The organism is Achromobacter sp. LC458 (assembly GCF_001005835.2).
Lineage (GTDB): Bacteria > Pseudomonadota > Gammaproteobacteria > Burkholderiales > Burkholderiaceae_B > Achromobacter > Achromobacter spanius_B.
Window position 1 is genome coordinate 94,077 of record NZ_LBHW02000015.1, and the last position, 23,975, is coordinate 118,051.

The window sequence follows — 23,975 nt, forward strand, 5'->3', positions numbered from 1 at the left end:
GGACTGGAATGCTGGAGAAGTTATTCAAGCTGCGTGAACACGGCACGAACGCGCGCACCGAGATCGTGGCCGGTCTGACGACGTTCCTGACGATGTCCTACATCATCTTCGTCAATCCGGACATCCTGTCGTCCACCGGCATGGACCGCGACGCTGTCTTCGTGGCCACCTGCCTGGCGGCCGCGCTGGGTTCGCTGGTGATGGCATTGATCGCCAACTGGCCGATCGGCATGGCGCCCGGCATGGGCCTGAACGCCTTCTTCGCGTTCACCGTCGTCAAAACCATGGGCTACACCTGGGAACAAGCGCTGGGCGCCGTGTTCATTTCGGGCGTGATCTTCTTGATCCTGACGATATCGGGCATCCGCGTCTGGCTGGTCAAAGGCATTCCGCATTCCCTGCGCAGCGCGATTGCGGCGGGCATCGGGCTGTTTTTGGCAATTATCGCGCTGTCCAGCGCCGGCATCGTGGTTGCCCACCCGGCCACCAAGGTTTCCCTGGGTAACTTGACCACGCACGGCCCGCTGTTCGCCATCCTGGGCTTTTTCATCATTGCGTCGCTGGATGCGTTGCGCGTGCGCGGCGCCATCCTGATCGGCATCATCGTAGTCACCGTGCTGTCGATGGCGCTGGGCTACAACGAATTCAAAGGCATCTTTTCGGCCCCGCCCAGCCTGGCACCCACCTTCCTGAAACTGGACGTCATGGGCGCGCTGCACAGCGGTTTCGTGCACGTAATCCTGGTGTTCGTGCTGGTTGAAGTGTTCGACGCCACCGGCACGCTGGTGGGCGTGGCCAAGCGCGCCGGCCTGGTCCCCGAAGGCCGGCCCAACCGCCTGGGCCGCGCTCTGTTCGCGGACAGCACCGCCATCGTCGCCGGCTCGGCCCTGGGCACCAGCAGCACCACGGCTTTCGTGGAAAGCGCATCGGGCGTGCAGGCAGGCGGCCGTACCGGCATGACCGCACTGGTCGTGGCGCTGCTGTTCCTGGCCGCCCTGTTCATCTCGCCGCTGGCCGGCGCCGTCCCCGCCTACGCCACCGCGCCCGCCCTGCTCTACGTGGCCGGCCTGATGATGCGCGAACTGATCGATATCGACTGGAACGAAGTCACCGAAGCGACCCCGGCCGCGCTGACCGCACTGGTCATGCCGTTCACGTACTCGATCGCCAACGGCATCGCCTTCGGCTTCATCAGCTATGTGGTCCTCAAAACCGCCACGGGCAAGGTCCGCGACGTGCACCCGGCCACGTGGCTGGTGGCCGTGCTGTTCGTGATCCGGTACGCGTTCTTTCCGGAATAGCGTGGTGCAATGGCGGGCATAGCGCCCGCCAATACAACCCGCCCGGCCGCAAGGTTGCTGCCTGCTTCGGTTGAATTCGTCGATACACTCCCCATGTATCTCGTATGGAGTTCACCTTGCGCCCTACCCGCTTTGTCCCCGTGTTGCCGTCCTGTCGTGCCGTTGCCTTGAACCAGGAGACGTCCGCATGAGCGCCCTTGCCCGCATCCCGTTTTCGGTCCTGGATTTGGCCCCGATAGTTCAGGGCCGCGATGCCGCGGACGCGTTTCGCAACACCGTGGCGGTGGCCCAGCACGTTGAGAAGCTGGGATACAACCGCTTCTGGCTGGCCGAGCACCACAACATCAACGGCATCGCTTCCAGCGCGACGGCCGTGCTGATCGGCCATGTGGCCGGTCACACGAGCACGCTGCGCGTTGGCTCCGGCGGCATCATGTTGCCCAACCACGCGCCCTTGATCATTGCCGAGCAGTTCGGCACCCTTGAAACGCTTTATCCCGGCCGCATTGACCTGGGCCTGGGTCGCGCGCCCGGTAGCGATGGCGCCACGCAGCACGCGCTGCGCCGTGGCCCCCGCAGCGGCCTGGAATTTCCGGCGCTGGTGGAAGAATTGCGCGGGTTCCTGGCGGCTTCCCGCCCTGGGCAGCCCGTGCGCGCCATTCCCGGCGAAGGGCTGGACATTCCGATCTGGCTGCTGGGTTCCAGCGATTTCAGCGCCCGCCTGGCTGCCGAATTGGGCTTGCCGTTTTCGTTTGCGGGGCATTTCTCGCCCGAAGGCATGGCGGCCATGCGCCTGTACCGGCACCTGTTCAAGCCGTCGGCCACGCTGTCGCGTCCGTACGCGATGATCGGCGTGCCGGTCGTGGCGGCTGAAACCGATGAAGCCGCCCGGCGCCAGGCGACCACGCAGCAGCTTAAATTCCTGTCTTTGGTACGCGGCCACCGCCTGCAATTGCAGCCGCCGGTCGACAACATGGATGGTTTGTGGAACGAATGGGAGCGTGAAGCGGTCAATCAAAGATTGGGCGCTTCCATCGTGGGCGGGCCGGACACCGTCAAGCGGCGGCTGGAGGCCCTGGTTGCCGAAACCGAAGCCGACGAGGTCATGATCGTGTCCGACTTCTTCGATATCGCGGATCGCCTGCGCTCTTTCGAGATCGTCGCGTCGTTGAAGAACGATGCCGGCGTCTCTACAAAAACCGCGGTCTAAGCACCGCTGACTGCGCTCTCCACAGCGCCAACCATTGCGACGCTGCCATCGCCGGCTCTACTATTACGCCAGAGCGCGTGGCACATAAAGCGTCGCCGAATCAGGCCGGGGCGGGCACACCCCGGATCTCGACACCGACTTTTTGCGCCGCGCTCCGCGGCAAGGATCCAAAATGAGTATTGTTGAACTCACCAAAGAAAGCTTCCAGGACGCCATCACGCCGGACGGTACCCTGATCGTCGACTTCTGGGCTCCGTGGTGCGGCCCGTGCCGTGGCTTTGCTCCCGTATTTGAGCAGGCCGCGACCGAGCACACCGATGTCACGTTCGCCAAGGTGAACACCGACGTCGAGCAGGAACTGGCTGGCGCCCTGGGAATCCGCTCGATTCCCACGCTGATGGTCTTCCGTGAGAAAGTTCTGCTGTTCTCGCAACCCGGCGCCTTGTCGGGCGGGCAGCTCAACGAGCTGCTGGCCAAGATCAAGGAGGTGGACATGGAAAAGGTCCACCAGGAAATCGCCGCGGCGCAAGACAGCCAGAACGCGTAAATGACAAAGGGGCCCCACAGCGGGCCCCTTTCCATTGTGGTGCGCGGTCTATTCGGCGGCTCAGGACACGAGCTCCCACGCCGAGCGTCCGCGCGTGATGTTGGCGACAGTGACTTCCAGGTCACCCAGCGCGCTGCGCGGCACGACGAAGCACAGCGACACGCCGTCCGGGTTGAAGTCTTCCTGTTGCACCACCGCCCCGGCTTGCGCCAGGCGCGACTTCAACAACGCCAATTCCGCGAAACCGCAGGTGCATGTCACCGTGGCAAGATCCACGATTTCGGTACGCTGCCCCAGGCGCAGGCAATTGGCGGCGCAACCGCCATAGGCCCGCACCAGCCCGCCCGCGCCCAGCTTGATGCCGCCATACCAGCGCACCACCAGCACCGCCACGCGGTCCATGTCCTGCCCTTCGATGGCTTGCAGGATGGGGCGGCCGGCCGTGCCGCCGGGCTCGCCATCGTCGTTGAACCGATATTCCTGCCCAATGCGATAGGCCCAGCAATTGTGGGTGGCCTCGGGATCACTGTGTTCGGCAAAGAAACGCATCGCCTCGTCCACGGAGGCAACCGGGGCGGCGTAGGCGACAAAGCGGCTTTTCTTGATGTCTTCCTGATACGAGCAGGAAGCGGTCAACGTGTGCGTCATGCCCGGCATTGTAAGTGCTGGGCCAAGGCCCGCCGCTAGCCGTGGCAGTCGGGCACTTCCTGGTCCAGATAGACGTCGAAGGCCACATCGCGCGCCCATTTCGCGGTCATCGCCTTCCAGGCGCCGGCCTGGCTCCAGGCGCGCATTTCGTTCGCCATCCAGGCCCGGCTGGCCGTGTCCGAGGCGGGCAGCAGCCACACCCGTTCACGGGTCTCGCCGTCGGCGGCCAGCGTTGACGAGAACTTCTTCCACTCTGGAAAGCGCACCAGCGGTTCCCAGACGGCGTCATCCACCAGCCCGACATCGCAAGCGCCTTCGCGCACCGCTACCAGCGCATCGGACGGCACGCGGTACGTGCGCACCGCCGCGCCCCAGCTTGCCGCCAGGGATCGCGCGTGGGTGTCCGCTTCGGCCATGCAGACGGTGTGCCCCTTTGCGTCGTCCGGCTTGCGCAGGCGGGTGTCGCTGCGTATCACCGCCTTGGGGCGCGCGCGGTAGCCCGTGGGTTGCACGGCGACGGTAGCCGGCGCGGGCTGGGCGTCGGCATCATCGGCCAGCACCACGTCCACTTTCCCGGCCGCCAGTGCCGCGTCGGCCTCATCCGCCTTCACCTGTTGCAAACGGACGGGCAGCTTCAGGCTGGCGCCCAGGCGTTCGGCCATGTTCGCGTCCAGCCCGTCGGGCGTGCGGATCTTGGCGCCGGCCACAGGCGGCGGCGCCAGATACGGCACGCCCACCACCAGTTCCCCGCGCGCATGGGCTGCGGTAAAGGGCGCCGGCTGGGCATGCGCCGCGCTTGTGCCGACCAGCAGCATGCATGCTGTGGTCAGGGCAAGGCGGCGCAAGAGTCGCGTGGGCTGGAACATGGGCTGGAACTTGAACTAAGACTGGGACTTTGGCTTTGGACTTGGGTTTGGACTTGGCTTTGGGCTTGGCTTTGGACTGGGGTTTGGACTGGGGTTTGGACTTGGGTTTGGACTGCCATGCTGGCTGATTGGCAACCTTGAATTCAGGCGCCAATACTCAGCCAATACCCAGCCAAAACTCAGTCAAACGTACTGATACCGAAGCAGACGGTGCTTCAGGTTTTCAAGCACAAACTGGTCGATCAGCGCGGCCAGGACGGCAATGACCAGGATGTTCGTCATCACGCCCGTCATGTCGGCGATTTCGCCCGAGTACGCCAGCGAACGTCCCAGGCCCTTGCCGAAACCGATCAGCATTTCAGCCGAGATCAGCGCGCGCCAGGCGTTGCCGAAGGCCAGCTGCGCGCCGGTGATCAGTTCGGGCATGACGGCGGGCAGGTACACCCGCTTGACCAGGCCCCAACGCGTCGCGCCCATCACGCGCGCGGCCGACACGTGCACACGCTGCACGGATTCGGTGGCGTTCATGACACTGAGCGCGGCGGGGAAAAACGCCGACAGCGCGACCACGACGATGATGGGCGTGTTGCCAAAGCCCATCACGATCAGGAACAGCGGCACCCAGGCGATAGACGGAATCGATTGCAGGATGACGATGGCGCTGCGCAGCACTTCGCGAAAGAAGAACAGCACGGCGGCCACCAGGCCGAAACCAATCCCTGCCACCAGCGCCAGTCCGTAGCCCGCGCCCAGCCGGCCCAGCGTGCCCATCAGGCTTTGATGGAACGACTGCTTGCCCAGATCCTCGAACAGGCGCTGGACCACGGCCGGCACGCCCGGCATCAGGAAATCAGGCAAGGCGAACGCCGCCAGCTGCCACAACAACAGAATGAACAGGACGCCCAAAACGCCCGCAAGATGCTTGCGGGCGCCGGTCACTCGGGTAGACGAGCTCAAAGTTTGCGCGCCTCTTGCCAGGACAGATCAACAATGCTGGACACGTCGTACGGTTTGCCGTCACGCGTTTTCAGCGACCCCTGGGCTTGCAGGATATCGGCGATTTCCTGCATGCGCGCCGTGTCCTTCTGCGTGAGCTTGGGCGTGAAGACCTGGGTGCTGATGGCCTCGGCGATCACCGTTTCGCGCGGCAGCTCGCCCCGCGACAGCGTCTTGAGCGTAGGCTCGGCAATGAAGTACGACGCGATCAGCTTGGACGCCTGCGCCGGCTCTTTCTGCAGCAGCGTAATGGCCTGGTTCTGCGCGTCCAGCGCCTTCCAGACATCGTCCTTGCGCTTGGCCAGCGTCTCACCGGAGGTGATCACCACCATGCACGGGAACGGCCAGGCCTGGCCCACTTCGTAGATCTGCTTGACCGGCGCCACCAGTTGCGCGATGCGGTCATAGGGCTCGAACAGGAAGGCCGCGTCCACGCGTTTGCCCACCAGCGACTGCACGGCAACGGCCGGGCTGACGCCCATGATGTTGACGTCGTCGGCGCTAAGGTTGCCCTGCTTGAGCACCACGCCCTTCAACACCACGTCGGCCGTGCTGCCTTCGGCTTGCGAGGCCAGCGTCTTGCCCTTCAGGCCGGCGATGTCCTTGATGCCGGAATCGTCGCGCACGATCAGCGAGTGATAGCCCTGCTGCGCGCCGCCCACCACTTTCAGGTCGGCGCCCTTGGAGGCCCACGCGACAGCGTTGGTGAAGCCCAGGACGCCGATATCCAGCTGACCGCCGACGATGGCCTTGATGAGATCGGTGCCGGACTTGAATTCGATCAGCTCGGAATCCAGCCCCGCGTTCTTATAAAAACCGCCCTCTTGCGCGACGATGGCTTGCGCGTCGTCCATGACGCGCAGATAGCCCACGCGGAATTTTTCGGCGGCCATCGCGGGGGCCGCGGCCAGCAGCGCGGCCGCTAGCGGCAGGGACAGCCATTGCTTCAATTTCATGGGTAAAGCTCCAGGGAATTCAAAGGTGGCGGCGCGAAAACGCCGCGACGGATAAGGGTGGGTTCAAGCCAGGATGGGGTCAGGCCAGGATGGGTCAGGCAGCCAGCGCCATGTCGGCATGGGCTTGCGAGCCGTCCACGGCGATGCCAAGCAGGCGCAGGATCTCGCGCTTTTCAGCGGCCAGGTCGGACAGGTCGTGCGTCTTGGCACGATGCGCCAGGTTGAATTCGCGCAACACACGCGCCGGACGCGGGCTGAAGACCACAATGCGGTCGGCCAGGAACAGCGCTTCGTCGACATCGTGCGTAACCAGCAGGACGGTAGGCTTTTCCTGGGCGATCAGCTGGCGCAGCACGTCTTGCAGGCTAAGGCGGGTCAGCGCGTCAAGCGCGCCGAACGGCTCGTCCATCAGCATGGTCTGGGGCTGGGCGATGAAGGCGCGCGCCAGTGCAGCGCGTTGCCGCATGCCGCCGGACACCTGATGCGGATAGTAGTGTTCGAAGCCGGCAAGGCTGACGCGCGCCAGCCATTGGCGAGCGCCTTCGCGGGCGCGCTTCTTGGGGATGTTTTGAAATTCCAACGCCAACGCCACGTTGTCTTCCAGCGTCAGCCACGGGTACAGCGCGTGTTCCTGGAATACCAGCGTGCGGCTGGGGTGCGGGCCGGACACGGGCTTGCCGTCGGCCAGGACGCGACCCTGCGTGGGCTGTTCCAGGCCCGCCGCCAGGTGCAGCAGCGTGGACTTGCCGCAGCCAGAGGGGCCGACCAGGGCGACGAGTTCACCGGGCTTGATGTCGCTGGTGAAGTCGTCCACCACGGGCAGGTCGCCGAAGTGCTTGTGGACGTGATCGAAGGTCAGGTTCATGGAACGAATCGTGGGCGCGCGTGAAGACGAAGCCTAAATCTAACAATTCGTTATATGAATTCAAACGATCAATATTGAATGTCTTTAAAGCTTCCCGTTATATGAATAAAGACCGGAAGGTCTAGCGGGTTGCGGTCTGGGCGACGGCTTGCCGGCTGGCGTGGCGTTGCAGCCCGTACGCAATCACAAATCCGATCACCACCGCCAGGGCGGCGGACAGGAAGATGGGCGGGTAGCCATAGCCGCTGGAGATATAGCCGGCGATGGGGCCAGTTACGCCCAGCGCCAGGTCCAGAAATGCCGAATAGGCGCCCAGCGCCGCGCCTCGGCTGCCCGCCGGCACGCGCGCCACGGCCTCGACGCCGATGGCAGGGAAAATCAACGCGAACCCGCATCCCGTCAACGCGGCGCCCAGCAGCGCGGCGGTGGGATTGGGCGCCAGCCACAGCAACAGCAGGCCCGCCGCTTCCACCAGGAAGGAAACCTGCGCCACGCGAAAACCGCCATAGCGCGTAATGGTGCCGGCGAACAGCAGCCGCACGCCGATGAACGCGCACCCGAAGGCGCTCAGCGCGTGCGCCGCGCCTTCCCAGGACATGCTGGTGTAGTAAAGCGCCACGAAGGCAGCCAGGGTGCCGAAGCCCACCGACCCTAGCCCCAGCGCCATGCCGTGCGGGAAGACGCGCAGCACCACGCTCTTGAAGGCCATCCGGTGGCCGCCGACGATAGACACCGCCGCGCGGCTGACGGCCAGCCCCAAGCCGGCCAGACCCAGCAGCAACACCGCCCCGCCCAGCGCGCCCATGCTCCATTCCCGCTCAAGCGTCACACCCAGCGGTGCGCCCAGCGCCAAGCCGCCATACGTGCAGATGCCGTTCCACGAGATGACGCGCGCCGTGTGCAGCGGCCCGACCCGCGCGATGGCCCACGTGGCCGACCCCGTGCCCACCCAGCTTTCCCCGAACCCCAACGCCAGCCGGCTGACGATGATTGCCGTCATGCTCAACCAGGCGCTACGTTCGAAGGCATAGGCCAGCAGCAGGAAAACGCCGCTTGCCGCGCAGGCAATCATGCCGATCACGACGGTTTGCTTCGGGCCCACCGTGTCCGCCATGCGCCCGGCGTGCGAGCGGCTAAGCAAGGTGGCCACGTACTGCACGCTGATCGCCAGCCCGGCCAGCACCGTGCCATAGCCCAGTTTGTCGTGCACATAGCCAGGCAACACCGCCAGCGGCAAGCCGATGGCCAGGTAGCAAATGAAGGTGAAGAAGGCGATAGCGACGATGCGAAACGTCAGCGCGTACGTGCTGATCGGCGCGCCGTCCGGCGTGCTGTGCGGTGTGGGGGACATTGGTCTGGGAAAAAAAATGCCTGGCCGAGCGGCTCAGGGTAAACCCGATGATAGCGCAATCAATATTGCAGCTTGCTGAACAGCGGCACGGCTGAAAACAACGCGGCGCGCCCCGAGAGGCGCGCCGTGATGGACGGGATGGGTGGCTGACACGTCGGCCACCGTCAGGCCGACATGCCTCCCAGCGGGCTCAGGCTTCGATGCCGCGCGATTCCAGATAGTCTTCGTAGCCGCCGCGGTAATCGATGATCTCGCCCGAGGGCAGGATTTCGATCACGCGGGTAGCCAGGCCGGATACGAATTCGCGGTCATGCGACACGAACACCAGCGTGCCCTCGTACTTTTCCAACGCGAACTGAAGCGATTCGATCGATTCCATGTCCAGGTGGTTGGTGGGCTCGTCCAGCAGCATGACGTTGTGCCGGCCCAGCATCAGGCGGCCGAAGGTCATGCGGTTCTTTTCGCCGCCGGACAGCACCTTGGGCGCCTTGGGCAGGTCGTCCGCCGAGAACAGCAGGCGGCCCAGCACCGAACGGATCGACTGGTCGTCGTCGCCCGGCTGGCGATGGTCACCCATCCAGTCCAGCAAATTGATGTCGGTTTGCAGGAATTGGTCGGAAACGTCCTGCGCCATGTAGCCCAGGTCGGCGTTATCGGACCATTTCACCGAGCCCGAATCCGGTTGCAGTTCCGTGGCCAGCAAGCGCAGCAAGGTGGTCTTGCCCACGCCGTTGGCGCCGATGATGGCGATTTTTTCGCCCGCGTCCACCATTGCCGAGAACTTGGTGATGACCGGCGCGTCGTAGGCCTTGGTCAGGTTTTCGACCGTGACCGCCAGGCGGTGCATGACCTTGTTCTGTTCAAAGCGAATGTACGGGTTCTGGCGCGACGACGGCTTGACCACGACCTGGTCCGCCTTGATGCGGTCGATCTGCTTCAAGCGCGAGGTGGCCTGGCGCGACTTGGACTTGTTGGCGGCAAAGCGGCGAACGAAGTCTTGCAATTCGGCAACGCGTTCCTTGGCCTTGGCGTTGTTGGACACCAGGCGCTCGCGGGCCTGCGTCGAAGCCAGCATGTAATCGTCGTAGTTGCCCGCGTAGATGCGGATTTCGCCATAGTCCACGTCGGCCATGTGCGTGCACACCTGGTTCAGGAAGTGGCGGTCGTGGCTGATGATGATCATCGTGCTCTGGTAACTGTTGAGCACGTTTTCCAACCAGCGGATGGTGTTGATATCCAGGTTGTTGGTGGGCTCGTCCAGCAGCAGGACGTCGGGGTTCGAGAACAGCGCCTGCGCCAGCAGCACGCGCAGCTTCCAGCCCGGGGCCACTTCGCGCATGGGCAGGTTGTGCTGGTCCACGGCGATTTCCAGGCCCAGCAGCAGTTCACCGGCGCGCGCTTCGGCGGTGTAGCCGTCGTACTCGGCGAACTTGGCTTCCAGGTCGGCCGCGCGCATGTAGTCGTCTTCGGTGGCTTCCGGGTTCGCGTAGATAGCGTCGCGCTCGGACATGGCGGCCCACATTTCGGTGTGGCCCATCATGACGACGTCCAGCACGCGCAGGTCTTCGAACGCGAACTGGTCCTGGCGCAGCTTGCCCAGGCGCACGCCCGGCTCCAGCGACACGTTGCCGCCGGACGCTTCGAGGTCGCCGCCGATGATCTTCATGAACGTCGACTTACCGGACCCATTGGCCCCGATCAGCCCGTACCGGTTGCCTTCCCCGAACTTGACGCTGACGTTCTCGAAAAGGGGCTTGGGACCGAACTGGATGGTGAGATTGGCTGTGGATATCACGGTATTTTGAGTCTGTAGGCGTCCGAAGACGCATGCGAGGAAACCCGATAGTGTAGCAAACGGGCGCTCGCCTGCCCGGATCAGTGGTGGTGTTCGTCCAGCACCAGATGGGCCAGGCCCTTCTCGGTGGCGATGCCGACCTTCTGGCCGATGGGCAGCGTGGCCTTGGTGGCCACATGGCCGTACGGCAGGCCCGTAATCACCGGCACCTTGACCGTCTTGCGCAGCCACGCCACCACTTCGTGCAGGTCGTAACCCTTGTCGTGCGGGGCCAGCTTGTAGTCGGTGAAACGGCCCAGCACGATGGCCTTTTGCTTGGCCAGCACACCGGCCTGCGCCAGCTGGATCAGCATGCGTTCAACGCGATACGGGTGTTCGGCCACGTCTTCCAGGAACAGGATGCCGCCGCGCACCTTCGGGAAATACGGGGTGCCGACCAAGGACGCCACCATGGCCAGGTTGCCGCCCCACAGGATGCCGCGGGCGTCCACCGGGTCGGCGTCCTGGGTTTCGAAGCTAAGGATTTCCAGCTCGCCTCGCATGACTTCGCCGAACAGGGCTTCGGTCAGGTCGTCCACCTTTTTGCCGCCAAAGTCCGCCACGGCGGTGGCGCCGCTGTAGCTGACGGCGCCCGTCTTGGCCAGCAGCGCCAGGTTGAAAGCCGTGAAGTCGCTCATCCCGACAAAGCGCTTGCCGCTGTCGGCCATGGCCGTCCAGTCGATCTGGTCCAGCAGGCGGCCCATGCCGTAGCCGCCGCGCGTGACCATGACGATGGGCAGCTTTTGCTTGGTGGCGCGCACCAGGCTGGCGGCGCGCTGCGCGTCGGTGCCCGCGAAACGCTGGTGCACGGCGTAGGCGCTGCGGTCCACCGCCGTCCTGAAGCCTTGCTGCTGCAAGCGTTCACGCGCCAATTCAACCGTGGCGGGGTCGCGCACGGCGGAGGACGGCGAGATCAGGTAGATGCCGCGGGCGTCCGGCAAGACTTGCCCGTCGGCATGATCGTGGCTGTGATCGTGACCGCAGTCCTCGCCGCAGGCGAGCCCATGGTCATGATCGTGGGCGGCGGCCGCCGAGGTAGCCGCCTTTTTGGAGGCGGATTTGGCGGGTTTGCGGGTGCTCATGCGATGGATTCCTTGGCGCGGCGTTCACGGAAAAACCGGCGCAGCAAATCGCCGCAAGGTTCCGCCAGCACGCCGCCGGTGACTGAAGTGTGATGGTTGAGTTTCGGCACGGCGCCCACGTCCAGCACGCTGCCGCAGGCGCCGGTCTTCGGGTCGTAGGCGCCGAAGACGACGCGAGCCAGTCGCGCGTGCAGCATGGCGCCGATGCACATGACGCACGGTTCCAGCGTGACGTAGACGGTGATGCCGGGCAAACGGTAATTTTCCAGGCGCCGCGCCGCGTTGCGCAGCGCCACGATTTCGGCGTGGGCGGTGGGGTCGTGGTCAATGATGGTGCGGTTATAGCCGCGCCCCAGGATCTCGCCTTGCGCGGAAACCACCAGCGCGCCCACGGGTACTTCGCCGATGTCATAGGCGGCCTGGGCTTCTTGCAGCGCCAGTTCGATGTAGCGCGCGTCTTCGGCCGTCCAGGCGGGCACTGCCGCCAGCGGGCCGGCCTCAACCACGGTACACCCGTGACTTCAGGGCGATGCGGCCGGCCAGGCTGGTCACGGCTTCTTCAAGCCATTGATACAGCTCGGCTTCTTCGTCGTAGCGGGCCTGGTTCAGGTTGGACACGCGGCCTTCTTCGATAAAGCCCCAGGCGCGGCTGCGTTTGTCGCGGTGCTTGGGGTCCCAGACGCCAAAGGCGAAGCCGCCCGCACGGCGGATCAGCGAAAAGCAAGGGATGTCGGTGTAGCCATCGCCCACGAACACCATCTGGTCGAACGGCACGCGCAGCCGGTCTTCGGGCACTTTGCGGTTGACCTCGAAGGGCTTGTTGCGAAAGTCGCGGCCGATGATGCCCTTCTGAATGTGGAACAGATAACGCGTCTTGTCGGTGAAGCTGACGATGCGGCGCGGGAAGGTGATGCCGCCATCGTCGCCGTAGACGAATTCGGAAGCCCAGATTTCGGTGAACTCGTGCGCGATGGGCGTCGAGCGGACCACGTCGCCGATGCCGCTTGAGATCAGGTAGAACTCCAGCTGAACCTGCGGCTGCTCGGCGCGCACCGCCGCGCGCAGCCTGGAAAACAAGGTGGGCACGCCATCATGCAGATCCAGCCTGGCGCCCCACTCTTTCAGGCGCTGCTGCGTGATCAGGCCGTGCTTGCCGGCCTGCGACAGCTGGATCATCTTGTAGAGATAGGCGGGCACCGGGTCCCAGTCTTGCTTGGACAGCAAGGGGTCGACCTCGTCCTTCCAGAACGAGGCCGTGTCCACGCCGATGCTTTCCAGGAAACCGGACGTGCTGTCCGAGGCCAGCGTGTCGTCGAAGTCGAAAATCAGGGCAATGACGTCGGACATGGGTGCGTGATGGGGGCAAGCGTAAAAGCGCGCAAGGCGCAACAGCCGCCATTTTGCCTGAATGTGGCGGCTGTTGCGCCTCGGCCGGGCCGATAGGCTTGCTGCGCGCGCTGATCAGCGCATCGGCGTACCCGGCGCCGCAGGCGGCGGCGCCATGCCGGGGGATGTAGCCGGCGGCATCGCACCGGTCGACGGCATGGTGCCGGCGGGCGGGACAGTGCTGGCGGGCGGGACCGTGCCGGCCGGCACCTGGATCACCGTTTCACGCAGGACGCCACCGCCCTGCACGCTGCCGCGCACGTTGGTGGGCGAAGTCATCTGGGTCAGGCAATCCTGGCGCGAGCCCGCGGGCAGGCGGTTGCAGCGATCCACCATGTTTTGCTGAAGCTGGTCGGACGAGCCGGCCTTCAGATTCTGGCGCAAGGCTTCATCCCGCGCCGCGCCGGCTTCGCGCATGCAGGTCGCGCGGTCCTGATTGGTATTGCCGTTTTTGCAGTTCGCCACGTCCTGCTCGTACTGGGACTGGATGGCAGCGCGGCCGATCGCATCTGCCGCGTGGACCGCCCCCGCAGCCAGCATCAAGCCTGCCGCGCAAAGGGATGCCGCAAGGCGTTTCGTATGCATGGGTCGTACGTTCATGGCCAGCTCCTTACTAGAATTGAACCGAGATTGAACCGAAAGCGGTGCCGTCTTCAGTACCGCTGCACCGCTTGTTGAAAACCACTATCCCACGACTGTGCGCCGGGCACATGACCAGCGACGTGATTTCGTAAGGTTACGTTTCAAGCGCGCTTCAAGCCCCCCCACTACCCCGCTGTTGCCGCACAAAGAAAAACAGGGGCGGTTGGCCCCTGTCAGTGATATTGCCGCGTTGCAGCACGATTTCCGGCGTTCACATGCCGTGTCGCTTGTTACAGCCTTAGCGCGCGTCCTGGTCCGCGTCGGCCTTCGTCAGGCGATGACGATAGGTGGCCGCACGCATCAGCAACATGGCGGTCACGGGCGACGAAACCACCAGCAGCAAGGTGATGATGACCTCGTGAAAAACCGGTCGCGCGGACCACGCCGAAAACACCAGGATGGAGGACAGCAGCACGCAGGCGCAGCCCAGCGTGTTGCCCAGCGTGGGCGCATGGATGCGCGCATAGAAGCTGCGAAAGCGCAGCAGCCCGGCCGAACCGGTCAGCGCCAACAGCCCGCCCAGCACCAGCAGCACGCAGGCGGGGATGCCGGCCCACAATGGAATGGCGGCGTTCATCATGGCTCGATGACCTCGCCGCGCAACAAGAAACGCGCCATCGCCGTGGACCCTACAAAACCGAACAGCGCAATCAGCAGCGCAATGTCGAAATAGAGCGAGGAGCCGGACCGGATGCCGAAGACCAGCATCATCAGCATGCCGTTGATATACAGGGTGTCCAGCGCCAGCACGCGGTCTTGCGCGGTGGGGCCGCGCAACAGGCGGATGGTGGCGCACACCATGCCCAGCGCAAAGCACACCAGGGCGAAGGATGCCGCCCAATACAGTGCGGTATTTATCGTCATTCAAACATCTCCATCAACGGGCGCTCGTAGCGCTGCTGCACCAGGTCGACCCAGTGCTGCTCGTTTTGCAGGTCCAGCACGTGTAGCTTCAGGCGGTGGTCGGCGGTCAGGTCCACCCAGACCGTGCCCGGCGTGTAGGTCACGATGCAAGCCAGCATCGCCAGCCCGTGCGGGTCGCGCATGGTCAGCGGAATCATGATGAAGCCGGGCGAAAATTCATTGCGCCGGGGGCTCAGGATCAGCTTGGCCACGGCGATGTTGGACCGGATGATGTCCGCCGTCACGTGCAGGAAAAGCGGCACGGCCTTCCACAGACGACGCGGGCGCGCGTGCAGCGGGCGCAGGCGCGAGGCCGCCCACGTGAACCACAAGGCCAGCGCGGCGCCCAGCGCAATCTGGCCGGCCGACAGGCTTTCATTCAGCACCAGCCACAAGACAAACAGGAAAACGGGCAGGAACAGGAAGTAAACGCGGCGCATCAGCTTCCCCCTTTCAGGCCGCGCACGGTTTGCGCGGACATGACGGCTTCGATGTAGGACTTGGGTTGGTCCAGCGAGCGCGCCGCGTCGTCAAGATAGGCCGACACCGGGCCCGCGCCCGCCGCCAGGCCCACGCACAACAGCAACAGCACGGCAACCGGCCCGGCTTCGATCAGGCGCAAGCGCGGCGTGCTGCGGTCGTCGCTGGCCCAGAAGACGCGAATGCCGGTGCGCCCCAGCCCCACCAGGCCCGCCAGCCCGGAGACGAGCACGGCGGCAACCAAAATCCATGCGTCCATCGGCGGCGCCGACTCCGTGGCGGCGGACACGGCGGCCGACAACAGCGAGAACTTGGCCACGAAGCCGGACAGGGGCGGCAGGCCGGTCACCAGCAAGGCGCAGCAGATGAACGCCAGCCCCAGAAAGGCCATGGCCGCCGGAATGGCCACGCCGACCACATCGTCGGACCGGTTGACCGACGTGGGGTCGTCCAGGTCGAACGCGTCCAGCGTCACGGCCAGCACGTTGGCGCCAAAGCTGCGGGTGCGTTCGATCAATTCGGCCAAGAGGAAGAACGCGCCGGTCGTCAGGACGGAACTAAGCAGGTAGAACAGCGCGGGGCCGGTCAGCGTGACGCCGGGCATGCCCAACGCGGTCAACAAGGTGCCGGCCGAGACGATCACGCAGTAACCCACGATCTTTTCCAGTTGCTGGGTCGCCAACAACCCCAGCGCGCCGAACAGCAGCGTGGCCAGACCGGCCGCGAACATCCAGTCCAGGCTGAACGCGGCGGGCGCGCCCGACGGTAGCAGCAGCGAGCCGATACGCAGCAGCGCATAGATGCCGACCTTGGTCATGATGGAGAACATGGCGGCAATGGGCGCGCTGGCCGACCCGTAACCCTTGACCAGCCAGAAGTTCAGCGGCCAGGCGCCGGCCTTGACCAGGAAAGCGATGCCCAGGATGGCCGCCCCGGCTTCGAACAGCATGCGTTCGGCGCCCGTCAGGTTGCCGGCGCGCAAGGCCAGGTCTGCCATGTTCAGCGTGCCGGTCACGCCATAGATCAGCGCAATGCTGATCAACAACAGGAACGACGCCACCAGGTTCACGGCAATGTATTGCAGGCCGGCGCTGACGCGCGCCACGCCCGAGCCGTGCAGCAGCAAGCCATAGGATGCCGCCAGCAGCACTTCGAAGAAGACGAACAGGTTGAACAGGTCGCCGGTCAGGAAGGCGCCGTTCAGGCCCATCAGCAGGAATTGGAACAGCGAATGGAAATGCACCCCGGCGCGGTCCCAGCGGGCCAGCGAATAGGTCAACGTGGCCAGGCCCAGCACGGCCGTCAGCGTCAGCATCACCGCCGCCAGCCGGTCCACGACCAGCACGATGCCGAAGGGCGCGGGCCAGTCGCCCACCAGATAAACGCCCACGCCTTGCGGCCAGACGCCCGGCACGCCGCCGCCCGCGACCACCAGCAAGGCGATGGCGGCTGCCAGCTGGGCCAACGTGGATGCCATGGAAATTGCCCCGCGCGCATAACGGCTGGTGTCGGCCAGCAGCAGCATGGCCGCGCCGGCAAACAGCGGCACGATGATGGGCAGGACAGGAAGATGTTGCAGCCAGAAACTCAAGATTGGGACTCCCGTCCATCGACGTGGTCGGTGCCGGTCAGGCCGCGCGAGGCCAACAGCACCACCAGGAACAGCGCGGTGGTGGCAAAGCCGATCACAATGGCCGTCAGAACCAGCGCCTGCGGCAGCGGGTCGGCGTACCAGGACGGGTCATGCGCCATGCCCGGGTCGATGACAGGCGGACGAGCCGACGTAAGACGGCCCATGCCGAAAATAAACAGGTTCACCGCGTAGGAAACCAGCGACAGGCCCATGATGAACTGGAAGGTACGCGGCCGCAGCAGCAGCCAGACTCCCGAGCCCGCCAACACGCCGATCGCGATGGCATAAATCAATTCCATCAGGCTTCCCCTGTTTGTATGGCGGCCGCCTGCATCTCGGCGGCGGCCTTGCGTTGCGCGCGCAGCGATTGGTGGGCCAGCGCCACCAGCACCAGCACCGTAGAGCCGACCACCAGCATGTACACGCCCAGATCGAACAGCAGCACGCTGGACAAATGCACATGGCCGATCAGCGGCAGCGCCACGTCCCAGGCCAGCGCGGCCAGGAACGGCTTGTAGGCCAGCCATGCGGTCACGGCGGCGATGCCGGCGGCCAGCAGGCCGATGCCGATCCAATTCTGCGGATTCAGGCGGCTGCGCGATTCCACCCAGTACACGCCGCCCACCATGTATTGCAGGATGACGGCGGTGGCGAAGATGAGGCCGCCCACGAATCCCCCGCCCGGCTGGTTATGGCCGCGCAGCAGGAAATACACGGAAATCAACGCGGCGGTGGGCAGCAGCAGGCGCACCAGCACGGTGGGCACCATCATCGAGCCGCTGGGCACCAGGGACTTGATGTCCGGCGCGGCCGGCACGCCGCCGTCCTGCTCTTGCTGCTGGCGCGGCAGGTCCGCGCTTTCGGCGGCGGGGCGGAAGCGGCGCAGCAGTGCGTAGACCGTCAGCGCCACGATGCCCAGCACCGTGATTTCGCCAAAGGTGTCAAAGCCGCGGAAGTCCACCAGGATGACGTTCACCACGTTGGTGCCGCCGCCGTCAGGCAGCGCGCGGTCAACGAAGAATGACGAAATCGTGTCGCCTTGCGGGCGCACCAGCACCGCATACGCCAGCGCGGCCATGCCGGTGCCGGCAGCGGTGGCCAGCAGCAGATCCCGCAGCCGACGGCCGCGAGCCAGCAGCGTGGCCTTCAGGGGCTCTTCGTCGTCCTTCGCGATCCGGCGCGGCAGCCAGCGCAGGCCCAGCAGCAACAGCACCACCGTCACCACCTCCACCGACAACTGGGTCAGCGCCAGGTCAGGCGCGGAAAACCAGACGAACGTCAGGCAGGTGATCAGCCCCGCGCCGCCCGCCAGCGCCAGGGACGCCAGACGGTGGTACTTGGCCTGATACGCCGCACCCAGCGCGCACGCGCCGCCCACCAGCCACAGCAAGGCAAACGCCGGGTCCACGGGCGTCATGCGGCCGGTGCCTTCCAGCCACCCGCCCGCGCGTAGCGGCAGCCAGGCCACGAACAACGAGCCCAGCACAATCAACAGCATCTGCACCTGCAAACGCGACGAGGCCACCCAGCGCAGCAGCCACGCGGCCGCCACGCTGGAGCCGTCCAGCAGCGCTTCGAACGTGCGCCGGCCGTCCAGCCGGTAGATGAAGGGAACGCGGCCGGGGTTGGCGCGCTGGTGCGCACGCAGAACCAGGTACAGCAGCACGCCCGCCGTCGTCGCTACCATGCTCATTACCAGCGGCAGATTCACGCCGTGCCAGACGGCCAGACTGTATTCGGGCATGTTTGCGCCCAGGATGCTCTGCGCGGCGGTCGCCAGGAAGGGGCCGACCGTCAGGCTGGGCACGATACCCACCAGCAGGCACATGAACACCAGCAAGGCGCTGGGGAACAACATCCAGCCGGGGGGCTCGTGCGGGGCGCGCGGCAGGTCCGTGGCCGGGGGGCCGAAGAACACCTGAAGGATGAAACGCAGCGAATACGCCACGCTGAACGCGCCGGCAATCGTGGCCAGCAACGGCAGGCCGACCTGGGTCCAGCGGTCGCCGCTGACAAAGGTGGTTTCCGCGAAGAACATTTCCTTGGACAGGAAACCGTTCAACAGGGGCACGCCGGCCATCGACGCGGCCGCCACCATGGCCAGCGTGGCGGTGATCGGCATGGCTTTGTACAGGCCGGATAGCCGGCTGAGGTCGCGCGTGCCGGTTTCGTGGTCCACCACCCCCGCCGCCATAAACAGCGACGCTTTGAACGTGGCGTGGTTGATCATGTGGAAAATGGCGGCCACCAGGGCCAATTCACTGTTCAGCCCCAGCAGCAACGTGATCAGGCCCAGGTGGCTGATGGTGGAATACGCCAGCACCCCCTTCATGTCCTGCTGGAAGATGGCCGCGTAGGCGCCCAGCACCAACGTGATCAGCCCTGCCCCGCCGATCACCCAGAACCATTGGTCGGTGCCGGCCAGCACCGGCCAGAAGCGCGCCAGCAGGAATACGCCAGCCTTCACCATGGTGGCCGAGTGCAGGTAGGCGGACACGGGGGTCGGCGCCGCCATTGCGTTGGGCAACCAGAAATGGAACGGGAACTGGGCGCTTTTGGTCAGCGCCCCCAGGGCCACCAGGACCAGCACGGCGGGATACCAGGGGTCGGCGCGCACCAGGTCGCCGGAGGCCAGCACGCGGTCCATGTCGTAACTGCCCACGATATGGCCCAGGATCAGTACGCCGGCCAACAGGCACAGGCCGCCCGCGCCCGTCACCGTCAACGCCATGCGCGCGCCGCGCCGGGCGTCCAGGCGGTGGTGCCAATAGGCGATCAGCATGAAGGAAGCCAGGCTGGTCATTTCCCAGAACATGACCAACTGGATCAGGTTGCCGGACAACACCACGCCCAGCATGGCGGCCATGAAGGCCAGGAAAAACGAGAAAAAGCGCGGGACCGGGTCTTCCGGCGACATGTAGTAGCGCGCATACAGCACAACCAGCGCGCCCATGCCGGAAACGATCAAGGCGAACAGCCAGGCGTAGCCGTCCATGCGCAATGTAAATTGCAGGCCCAGGGCAGGCGCCCAGGGCATGTCGGCGCGGATCACGCCGCCGTTGGCCACGTCGGGGTACAAGCTGGCTATCAAGATCACACAGGCCAGCGCGATAAGGCCGGCCAACCACGCCTCGGCATTGCGGGCGTTGGAAGGCAGCAGCGCGGCGCACAGGCTGCCGGCAAACGGCAGAGCGAGGATCAGGATCAGCGACATGGCGTTCCGAGAATGTCCGGGCCCCCTCCCGCCAGCACGTGGCAGCGAAAGACGAAACAGACCGGGGATTGAAAGACGGACGGAACCCTGGCCCGGTGCGTCGCTGCACTACACGTTGCCCCGCGGGGACATCAACCAACGCCCCATTGAACGGCGCAGACAGAAACAAACGCAATAGCTTTCTTGCAGGACAGGCCAAGAATCTCCCCCGAAAAATATCAGATTCTTGTAAGTTATGCAGAACTTTATGCATTTACCCGGCTAATGACGGCACGATGACTGCGCAATCATTGCGCATTGAAAAACGGGATGAAAACGTTCATGTTGTTGTCCGGCTTGGGATTTTCGCCGAACTGCCGGCATGTTCCGGCAACGTCAAAGGGGCCGAAAAAAGTTTTCGGGCCCTACAGGGTGAATCCTGAGTTGACCGTAGGGGGATTCCTGTGTGGAATTGCGCCCACGAAGCATCGACCAAGCCAGCATCCAGGCAAGGCACGCTTCACCGACGCCGGCCCAAGAAGCCGGTCGGCTCGGAACAACAATATGGAGAAGACTCTTGACCGTGCTGTCTCATGCCAAGGCCGTCCTGGCCGCCGCCATTGCAGGCGTCTGCTTTAGTTCGTCGGCCCTGGCCGCCGACCCCTACCCCAACAAACCCATCCGCCTGATCGTGCCTTTTGCCGCTGGCGGCACCACCGACATCGTGGCGCGCATCGTTGCCGAAGGGCTGGGCCGCGAGCTGGGCCAGGCTGTCGTGGTGGAAAACCGGGGCGGCGGCGGCGGCTCGATCGGCGCCGACGCGCTGGTGCGTTCGGCCCCGGACGGCTACACGCTGGGTGTGGCCACCGTCAGCACGATGGCCACCAACCCGGCCACCAATCCGAAAAACCCCTACAACCCGCTCAAGGACTTCACGCCGATCACCAACCTGGTGAACGTGCCGAACGTGCTGACGGTGAACCCGGCGGTGCCCGCCAAGACGCTGGCTGAATTCATCACCCTGCTCAAGGCCAACCCGGGCAAGTACAGCTACGCATCGTCCGGCGCGGGCGGCATCGGCCACCTGGACGGCGAACTGTTCAAGTCGCTGACCAAGACAGACATGGTGCACGTGCCCTATCGCGGCTCGGGTCCGGCGCTGAACGACGTGATCGCCGGCCAGGTCAACGCCCAGTTCGACAACCTGCCGTCTTCGATGCCGCACATCCAGGCGGGCAAGCTGCGCGCGCTGGCCGTGGCCGCCCCCAAGCGCCTGCCCGCGCTGCCCGATGTGCCGACGTTCAAGGAAGGCGGTCTGCCGGAAATGGACAACATGGCCTGGTACGGGCTGGTGGCCCCGGCCGGCACGCCGCCGGCCGTGGTCGAGCGCGTGCACGCGGCGGCCGTGAAAGCGCTGCAAGACCCGAAGATTGTCCAGCGCCTGGCCGATGGCGGATCGTTGGTGGACGGCAATACGCCCGCCCAATACGCCGACCAGATCAAGCGTGAACTGGAACTGCGCCAGCGCATCGCCAAGGAACGCAATATCGTTTCGACGAACTGATCGCTCGCGCGGCAAGCTGCCCCCGGTTTCGGGGACAGCTTGCCGACTTGACTAGCGATGCCCGGGTGTTAGCATCTGCCCCCGTGCGATCCAATTTTTCTCCCCTCCCTCCCGCTGCCTGCGTTCTCTGCGCCCTGCGCTCGACTTTGTTGAGCTCGCAGGAAGTCGCCGCGCGTTCCGCCTACGCGCGCTCCAAGCCCGGCTGATTCCCCGGCTTTCCCGCTGCCCCAATTTTTGATTCCGGCCTGCCGCCGGCGGCTTTGCACATCCGTGCCGATGCCGTGGCGCGCGCCGGCGTACGCCCTGCCGCGTGGCCGGGCGCAACGCTCGTCTCATGAATCTTCGTCGCTTGCCTCTTGGCGGGCGGCCCGGCCACGCATTGATCTTCATCCAGCGCCATGCAACTCACCAAAAAATTCGTCAAAGCCAAGAACCCGTGCGCGGGCGGCTACAAGTGGTTTATCCGCGATCACAACGGCCAGGGGGACTACCAGGCCGTGCTTGACGCCCTGGTCGCCGATGGCCGCATCAGCGACGCCAACTGGCTGCTGGATCAGTTTGGCCCGACCGATGCCGTGCTCAGGCTGGACTCGCTTGATGCCAACGCCATCGTCTTCGCGGGCACGCTGGAAATTCGCATGGGCATCAATGTGGACACGGTGGTGCGCGCCGGGCGCAGCATCATCACGGGCGGCGGCATCCGCGCCGGAGAAACCATCATGGCGGGCGAAAACATCACGGCCGCCGCCAATATCGCAAGCGGTGGCGAGATCCACGCGGGCGGCGACATCAGCGCCGACTGGGGCATCGAATCCGCCTCGCGCCTGGAATGCCGTGGCAACGTGCGCGCCAAATGGGACATCTGCGCGGGCCAGGACCTGGCCGTCACCGGCCACTTGCACGCCGGCCAGGACGTGCGCGCGCAAGGCGCCATCCAATGCGGTCAGGGAATCAAGGCGGGCGGCGATGTACGCGCCGACCACGCCATCAACGCCACCTCGGGCATTCAGGCGGGCGGGGCCATTCACTGCGGCGACCACCTGGCCTCGGGCTGGGGCATGATCGCCGGCGGAGACATCCGCGCCGACGGCTCCATCCGCGCCGGTGAAGGCGTGCGCGCGGACGGCGTCATCCAGGCTGGCGACGGCCACGGGGTCTACGCGGGCCTGAGCGTCCGACTGGATGCCTGGTCGGTATGCGCCCGCGTCGTGGCCAAGGAACGGCCCGCGCAGTTGGTCAGCGGCTACTGGGCCGGGCAGGATGCCGGGGGTGGCGTGGACGAGGCGGAGGTGGCCGCCAGCGTGGGCGCCGCAACGGACGCCCCAACAGAACCTGCAACCGTTCCCGCAAAAGAACCTGCAACCGTTCCCGCAACAGAACCTGCACCCGTCCCGGCAACGGAATCCGCAGCCGGCGCCGCCACAGTTCCGACACCGCCATCGGCGTCCGTTGCGGGGTCCGCCGTCGCCGGGACGGTCGCGGGGACGGGTGCAGGTTCCATTGCAGGTTCCATCGCATCCGCCCCTCCCCGCTCCCGTCCGGTTAGCGTCGCGCTGGCCTGATGTTTGGGGCCGGATGCCGCAGCACCAGCATCAGCCCCAACAAGATTGCCCCCATGCCGGCAAGGCTCAATGCCGACAGGCGGTTGCCCAGCACCAGATAGTCCAGCGCAGCCGTGCCTGCCGGCACCAGATAGAACAGGCTGGTGACGTTCACCAGGTTGCCGGCCTGGATCAGGCGATAGAAAAGAAGCGTCGCGCCCACCGAAATCACCAGGCCCATCCACAGCAGCGGCAGGATCAGCCCGATGCTCCATTGCGCCGTCAGCGGCTGGAACGGGGCAAACAGCAGGCACAGCGCCAGGCTTACCGCGTACTGCAACGGCATGACGTCCAGCGGCGGCTGGTCGATGCGCTTTTGCAGCATGGCGCCCAGCGTCATGCTGCCCAGCGCCGCGAACGCGAAGCCCATGCCCGCCACGGAAAAGCGCGCCATGCCGATGCTCTGGTACACCACCATCACCAGCCCGGCCAAGGCCAGCAGCAGCCCCGCGATGCGGGCCTTGTCAAAGCGCCGCTCCATGACCGCCAAGGTCAGGATGGGTTGCGCACCCAGCAACGTGGCCAGTACCCCCGGCGTGATGCCGTGATCCAGCGCCAGCAGATAGCAGATGGAATAGACACCGATCAGCAGCAGGCCCGTTGCCGCGACGCTGCCGCGCGTGCCCGGCGCGGGCAACCATCGTTTGCGCCGCCACGCCACCAGCCCCAACACGGATAAGGCCAGCACAAAGCGCAGCAACAGGAAGGCAAAGGCCGACGCGTGCGACAGGCCCCATTTGGCAAAGATCGCGCCGCCGCTCCACAGCAGCACGAACAAGGTTGTGGAGCCGTATGCGGCCCAGGTATTTCGATTCAGAGACATGTTTACACCTGTCAAGGTAAGCACAGGCTCCAGACCGGCAGTCCTTCCGTGGATCGCTTGGCGGTGGCGTTGCGATGCGATGCGATGGCGGGGC

At 65.3% G+C, this 23,975-nt stretch carries 22 protein-coding genes and 1 pseudogene; 5 read left to right on the forward strand and 18 right to left on the reverse strand.

Going from position 1 to position 23,975, the window contains the following annotated elements; translation table 11 throughout:
* The first annotated feature begins 8 nt into the window (after nucleotides 1-8).
* From YH64_RS14775 to YH64_RS14785, 3 genes are all read left to right on the forward strand, one after another.
* Complete coding sequence (locus tag YH64_RS14775; protein WP_046804993.1) at nucleotides 9-1,301, forward strand: NCS2 family permease; 1,293 nt, start codon at nucleotides 9-11, stop codon at nucleotides 1,299-1,301.
* Nucleotides 1,302-1,488: 187 nt separating this feature from the next.
* A complete protein-coding gene (locus tag YH64_RS14780; RefSeq protein ID WP_046804994.1) occupies nucleotides 1,489-2,511 on the forward strand; it encodes an LLM class flavin-dependent oxidoreductase in 1,023 nt (340 codons plus the stop codon).
* A 172-nt stretch (nucleotides 2,512-2,683) separates the two neighbouring features.
* Nucleotides 2,684-3,058 carry a co-chaperone YbbN gene (locus tag YH64_RS14785; RefSeq protein ID WP_006219735.1) on the forward strand — a complete coding sequence of 125 codons (375 nt, stop codon included), beginning with the start codon at nucleotides 2,684-2,686 and terminating at the stop codon, nucleotides 3,056-3,058.
* Between the two features lie 60 nt (nucleotides 3,059-3,118).
* Here YH64_RS14785 and YH64_RS14790 read toward each other — a convergent pair whose 3' ends face one another.
* From YH64_RS14790 to YH64_RS14870, 17 genes are all read right to left on the reverse strand, one after another.
* On the reverse strand, nucleotides 3,119-3,706 hold the full coding sequence (locus YH64_RS14790) for a YigZ family protein (RefSeq protein ID WP_046805038.1): 588 nt from the start codon (nucleotides 3,704-3,706) through the stop codon (nucleotides 3,119-3,121).
* A gap of 35 nt (nucleotides 3,707-3,741) precedes the next feature.
* Nucleotides 3,742-4,572 (reverse strand): transporter substrate-binding domain-containing protein, encoded by an 831-nt coding sequence (locus YH64_RS14795; RefSeq protein ID WP_082134488.1) that lies wholly within the window; start codon nucleotides 4,570-4,572, stop codon nucleotides 3,742-3,744.
* 183 nt (nucleotides 4,573-4,755) lie between these two features.
* Nucleotides 4,756-5,529 (reverse strand): ABC transporter permease, encoded by a 774-nt coding sequence (locus YH64_RS14800; protein ID WP_046804996.1) that lies wholly within the window; start codon nucleotides 5,527-5,529, stop codon nucleotides 4,756-4,758.
* Nucleotides 5,526-6,524 (reverse strand): ABC transporter substrate-binding protein, encoded by a 999-nt coding sequence (locus YH64_RS14805; protein WP_046804997.1) that lies wholly within the window; start codon nucleotides 6,522-6,524, stop codon nucleotides 5,526-5,528. Before YH64_RS14805 ends, YH64_RS14800 begins: the two co-directional genes overlap by 4 nt.
* Nucleotides 6,525-6,618: 94 nt before the next feature.
* Nucleotides 6,619-7,389: an ABC transporter ATP-binding protein gene (locus YH64_RS14810; protein WP_046804998.1), complete on the reverse strand. Its 771-nt coding sequence runs from the start codon at nucleotides 7,387-7,389 to the stop codon at nucleotides 6,619-6,621.
* Nucleotides 7,390-7,510: 121 nt separating this feature from the next.
* Nucleotides 7,511-8,740 carry an MFS transporter gene (locus YH64_RS14815; protein WP_143215393.1) on the reverse strand — a complete coding sequence of 410 codons (1,230 nt, stop codon included), beginning with the start codon at nucleotides 8,738-8,740 and terminating at the stop codon, nucleotides 7,511-7,513.
* 190 nt (nucleotides 8,741-8,930) lie between these two features.
* Entirely contained in the window at nucleotides 8,931-10,535 is a 1,605-nt protein-coding gene (locus tag YH64_RS14820) for an ABC-F family ATPase (protein ID WP_046805000.1), read from the reverse strand.
* An 80-nt stretch (nucleotides 10,536-10,615) separates the two neighbouring features.
* Nucleotides 10,616-11,656, reverse strand: a complete 1,041-nt coding sequence (locus YH64_RS14825; protein WP_046805001.1) for an LD-carboxypeptidase — start codon at nucleotides 11,654-11,656, stop codon at nucleotides 10,616-10,618.
* The gene (tadA, locus tag YH64_RS14830; RefSeq protein WP_046805039.1) at nucleotides 11,653-12,144 is read right to left on the reverse strand and encodes a tRNA adenosine(34) deaminase TadA; all 492 of its coding nucleotides are present in this window, start codon (nucleotides 12,142-12,144) and stop codon (nucleotides 11,653-11,655) included. The genes YH64_RS14825 and tadA overlap by 4 nt, the downstream gene beginning before the upstream one ends.
* A 10-nt stretch (nucleotides 12,145-12,154) precedes the next feature.
* Nucleotides 12,155-13,003, reverse strand: coding sequence for an HAD family hydrolase (locus YH64_RS14835; protein ID WP_046805002.1), 849 nt, complete (start codon nucleotides 13,001-13,003; stop codon nucleotides 12,155-12,157).
* A gap of 114 nt (nucleotides 13,004-13,117) precedes the next feature.
* The gene (locus YH64_RS14840; RefSeq protein WP_255444470.1) at nucleotides 13,118-13,642 is read right to left on the reverse strand and encodes a hypothetical protein; all 525 of its coding nucleotides are present in this window, start codon (nucleotides 13,640-13,642) and stop codon (nucleotides 13,118-13,120) included.
* Between the two features lie 280 nt (nucleotides 13,643-13,922).
* The gene (gene mnhG, locus YH64_RS14845) at nucleotides 13,923-14,264 is read right to left on the reverse strand and encodes a monovalent cation/H(+) antiporter subunit G (RefSeq protein WP_046805004.1); all 342 of its coding nucleotides are present in this window, start codon (nucleotides 14,262-14,264) and stop codon (nucleotides 13,923-13,925) included.
* Complete coding sequence (locus YH64_RS14850) at nucleotides 14,261-14,548, reverse strand: K+/H+ antiporter subunit F (RefSeq protein ID WP_046805005.1); 288 nt, start codon at nucleotides 14,546-14,548, stop codon at nucleotides 14,261-14,263. The genes mnhG and YH64_RS14850 overlap by 4 nt, the downstream gene beginning before the upstream one ends.
* The gene (locus YH64_RS14855; RefSeq protein WP_046805006.1) at nucleotides 14,545-15,027 is read right to left on the reverse strand and encodes a Na+/H+ antiporter subunit E; all 483 of its coding nucleotides are present in this window, start codon (nucleotides 15,025-15,027) and stop codon (nucleotides 14,545-14,547) included. Before YH64_RS14855 ends, YH64_RS14850 begins: the two co-directional genes overlap by 4 nt.
* Entirely contained in the window at nucleotides 15,027-16,658 is a 1,632-nt protein-coding gene (locus YH64_RS14860; RefSeq protein ID WP_046805007.1) for a monovalent cation/H+ antiporter subunit D, read from the reverse strand. The genes YH64_RS14855 and YH64_RS14860 overlap by 1 nt, the downstream gene beginning before the upstream one ends.
* Nucleotides 16,655-16,999 (reverse strand): Na+/H+ antiporter subunit C, encoded by a 345-nt coding sequence (locus YH64_RS14865; RefSeq protein WP_046805008.1) that lies wholly within the window; start codon nucleotides 16,997-16,999, stop codon nucleotides 16,655-16,657. The genes YH64_RS14860 and YH64_RS14865 overlap by 4 nt, the downstream gene beginning before the upstream one ends.
* Complete coding sequence (locus YH64_RS14870; protein WP_046805009.1) at nucleotides 16,999-19,914, reverse strand: monovalent cation/H+ antiporter subunit A; 2,916 nt, start codon at nucleotides 19,912-19,914, stop codon at nucleotides 16,999-17,001. The genes YH64_RS14865 and YH64_RS14870 overlap by 1 nt, the downstream gene beginning before the upstream one ends.
* A 556-nt stretch (nucleotides 19,915-20,470) precedes the next feature.
* Between YH64_RS14870 and YH64_RS14875 the strand changes: the two genes are divergently transcribed.
* Together YH64_RS14875 and YH64_RS14880 are read left to right on the forward strand one after the other, a co-directional pair.
* Nucleotides 20,471-21,457, forward strand: a complete 987-nt coding sequence (locus YH64_RS14875; RefSeq protein ID WP_046805010.1) for a tripartite tricarboxylate transporter substrate binding protein — start codon at nucleotides 20,471-20,473, stop codon at nucleotides 21,455-21,457.
* A gap of 398 nt (nucleotides 21,458-21,855) precedes the next feature.
* Nucleotides 21,856-22,722 (forward strand): annotated as a pseudogene (locus tag YH64_RS14880) (hypothetical protein); the annotation flags it as partial.
* Nucleotides 22,723-22,999: 277 nt separating this feature from the next.
* Here the strand turns inward: YH64_RS14880 and YH64_RS14885 are convergent.
* A complete protein-coding gene (locus YH64_RS14885; RefSeq protein ID WP_046805011.1) occupies nucleotides 23,000-23,881 on the reverse strand; it encodes a DMT family transporter in 882 nt (293 codons plus the stop codon).
* Nucleotides 23,882-23,975: the final 94 nt, after the last annotated feature.

Coding starts and splice junctions, on each gene's coding strand:
- YH64_RS14785 (WP_006219735.1), top strand. CDS start 2,684: ATGAGTATTGTTGAACTCACCAAAGAAAGCTTCCAGGACGCCATCACG.
- YH64_RS14870 (WP_046805009.1), bottom strand. CDS start 19,914: ATGTCGCTGATCCTGATCCTCGCTCTGCCGTTTGCCGGCAGCCTGTGC.
- YH64_RS14865 (WP_046805008.1), bottom strand. CDS start 16,999: ATGGAATTGATTTATGCCATCGCGATCGGCGTGTTGGCGGGCTCGGGA.
- YH64_RS14835 (WP_046805002.1), bottom strand. CDS start 13,003: ATGTCCGACGTCATTGCCCTGATTTTCGACTTCGACGACACGCTGGCC.
- YH64_RS14825 (WP_046805001.1), bottom strand. CDS start 11,656: ATGAGCACCCGCAAACCCGCCAAATCCGCCTCCAAAAAGGCGGCTACC.
- YH64_RS14790 (WP_046805038.1), bottom strand. CDS start 3,706: ATGACGCACACGTTGACCGCTTCCTGCTCGTATCAGGAAGACATCAAG.
- mnhG (WP_046805004.1), bottom strand. CDS start 14,264: ATGATGAACGCCGCCATTCCATTGTGGGCCGGCATCCCCGCCTGCGTG.
- YH64_RS14810 (WP_046804998.1), bottom strand. CDS start 7,389: ATGAACCTGACCTTCGATCACGTCCACAAGCACTTCGGCGACCTGCCC.
- YH64_RS14775 (WP_046804993.1), top strand. CDS start 9: ATGCTGGAGAAGTTATTCAAGCTGCGTGAACACGGCACGAACGCGCGC.
- YH64_RS14805 (WP_046804997.1), bottom strand. CDS start 6,524: ATGAAATTGAAGCAATGGCTGTCCCTGCCGCTAGCGGCCGCGCTGCTG.
- YH64_RS14885 (WP_046805011.1), bottom strand. CDS start 23,881: ATGTCTCTGAATCGAAATACCTGGGCCGCATACGGCTCCACAACCTTG.
- YH64_RS14780 (WP_046804994.1), top strand. CDS start 1,489: ATGAGCGCCCTTGCCCGCATCCCGTTTTCGGTCCTGGATTTGGCCCCG.
- YH64_RS14795 (WP_082134488.1), bottom strand. CDS start 4,572: ATGTTCCAGCCCACGCGACTCTTGCGCCGCCTTGCCCTGACCACAGCA.
- YH64_RS14815 (WP_143215393.1), bottom strand. CDS start 8,740: ATGTCCCCCACACCGCACAGCACGCCGGACGGCGCGCCGATCAGCACG.
- YH64_RS14840 (WP_255444470.1), bottom strand. CDS start 13,642: ATGAACGTACGACCCATGCATACGAAACGCCTTGCGGCATCCCTTTGC.
- YH64_RS14855 (WP_046805006.1), bottom strand. CDS start 15,027: ATGCGCCGCGTTTACTTCCTGTTCCTGCCCGTTTTCCTGTTTGTCTTG.
- YH64_RS14850 (WP_046805005.1), bottom strand. CDS start 14,548: ATGACGATAAATACCGCACTGTATTGGGCGGCATCCTTCGCCCTGGTG.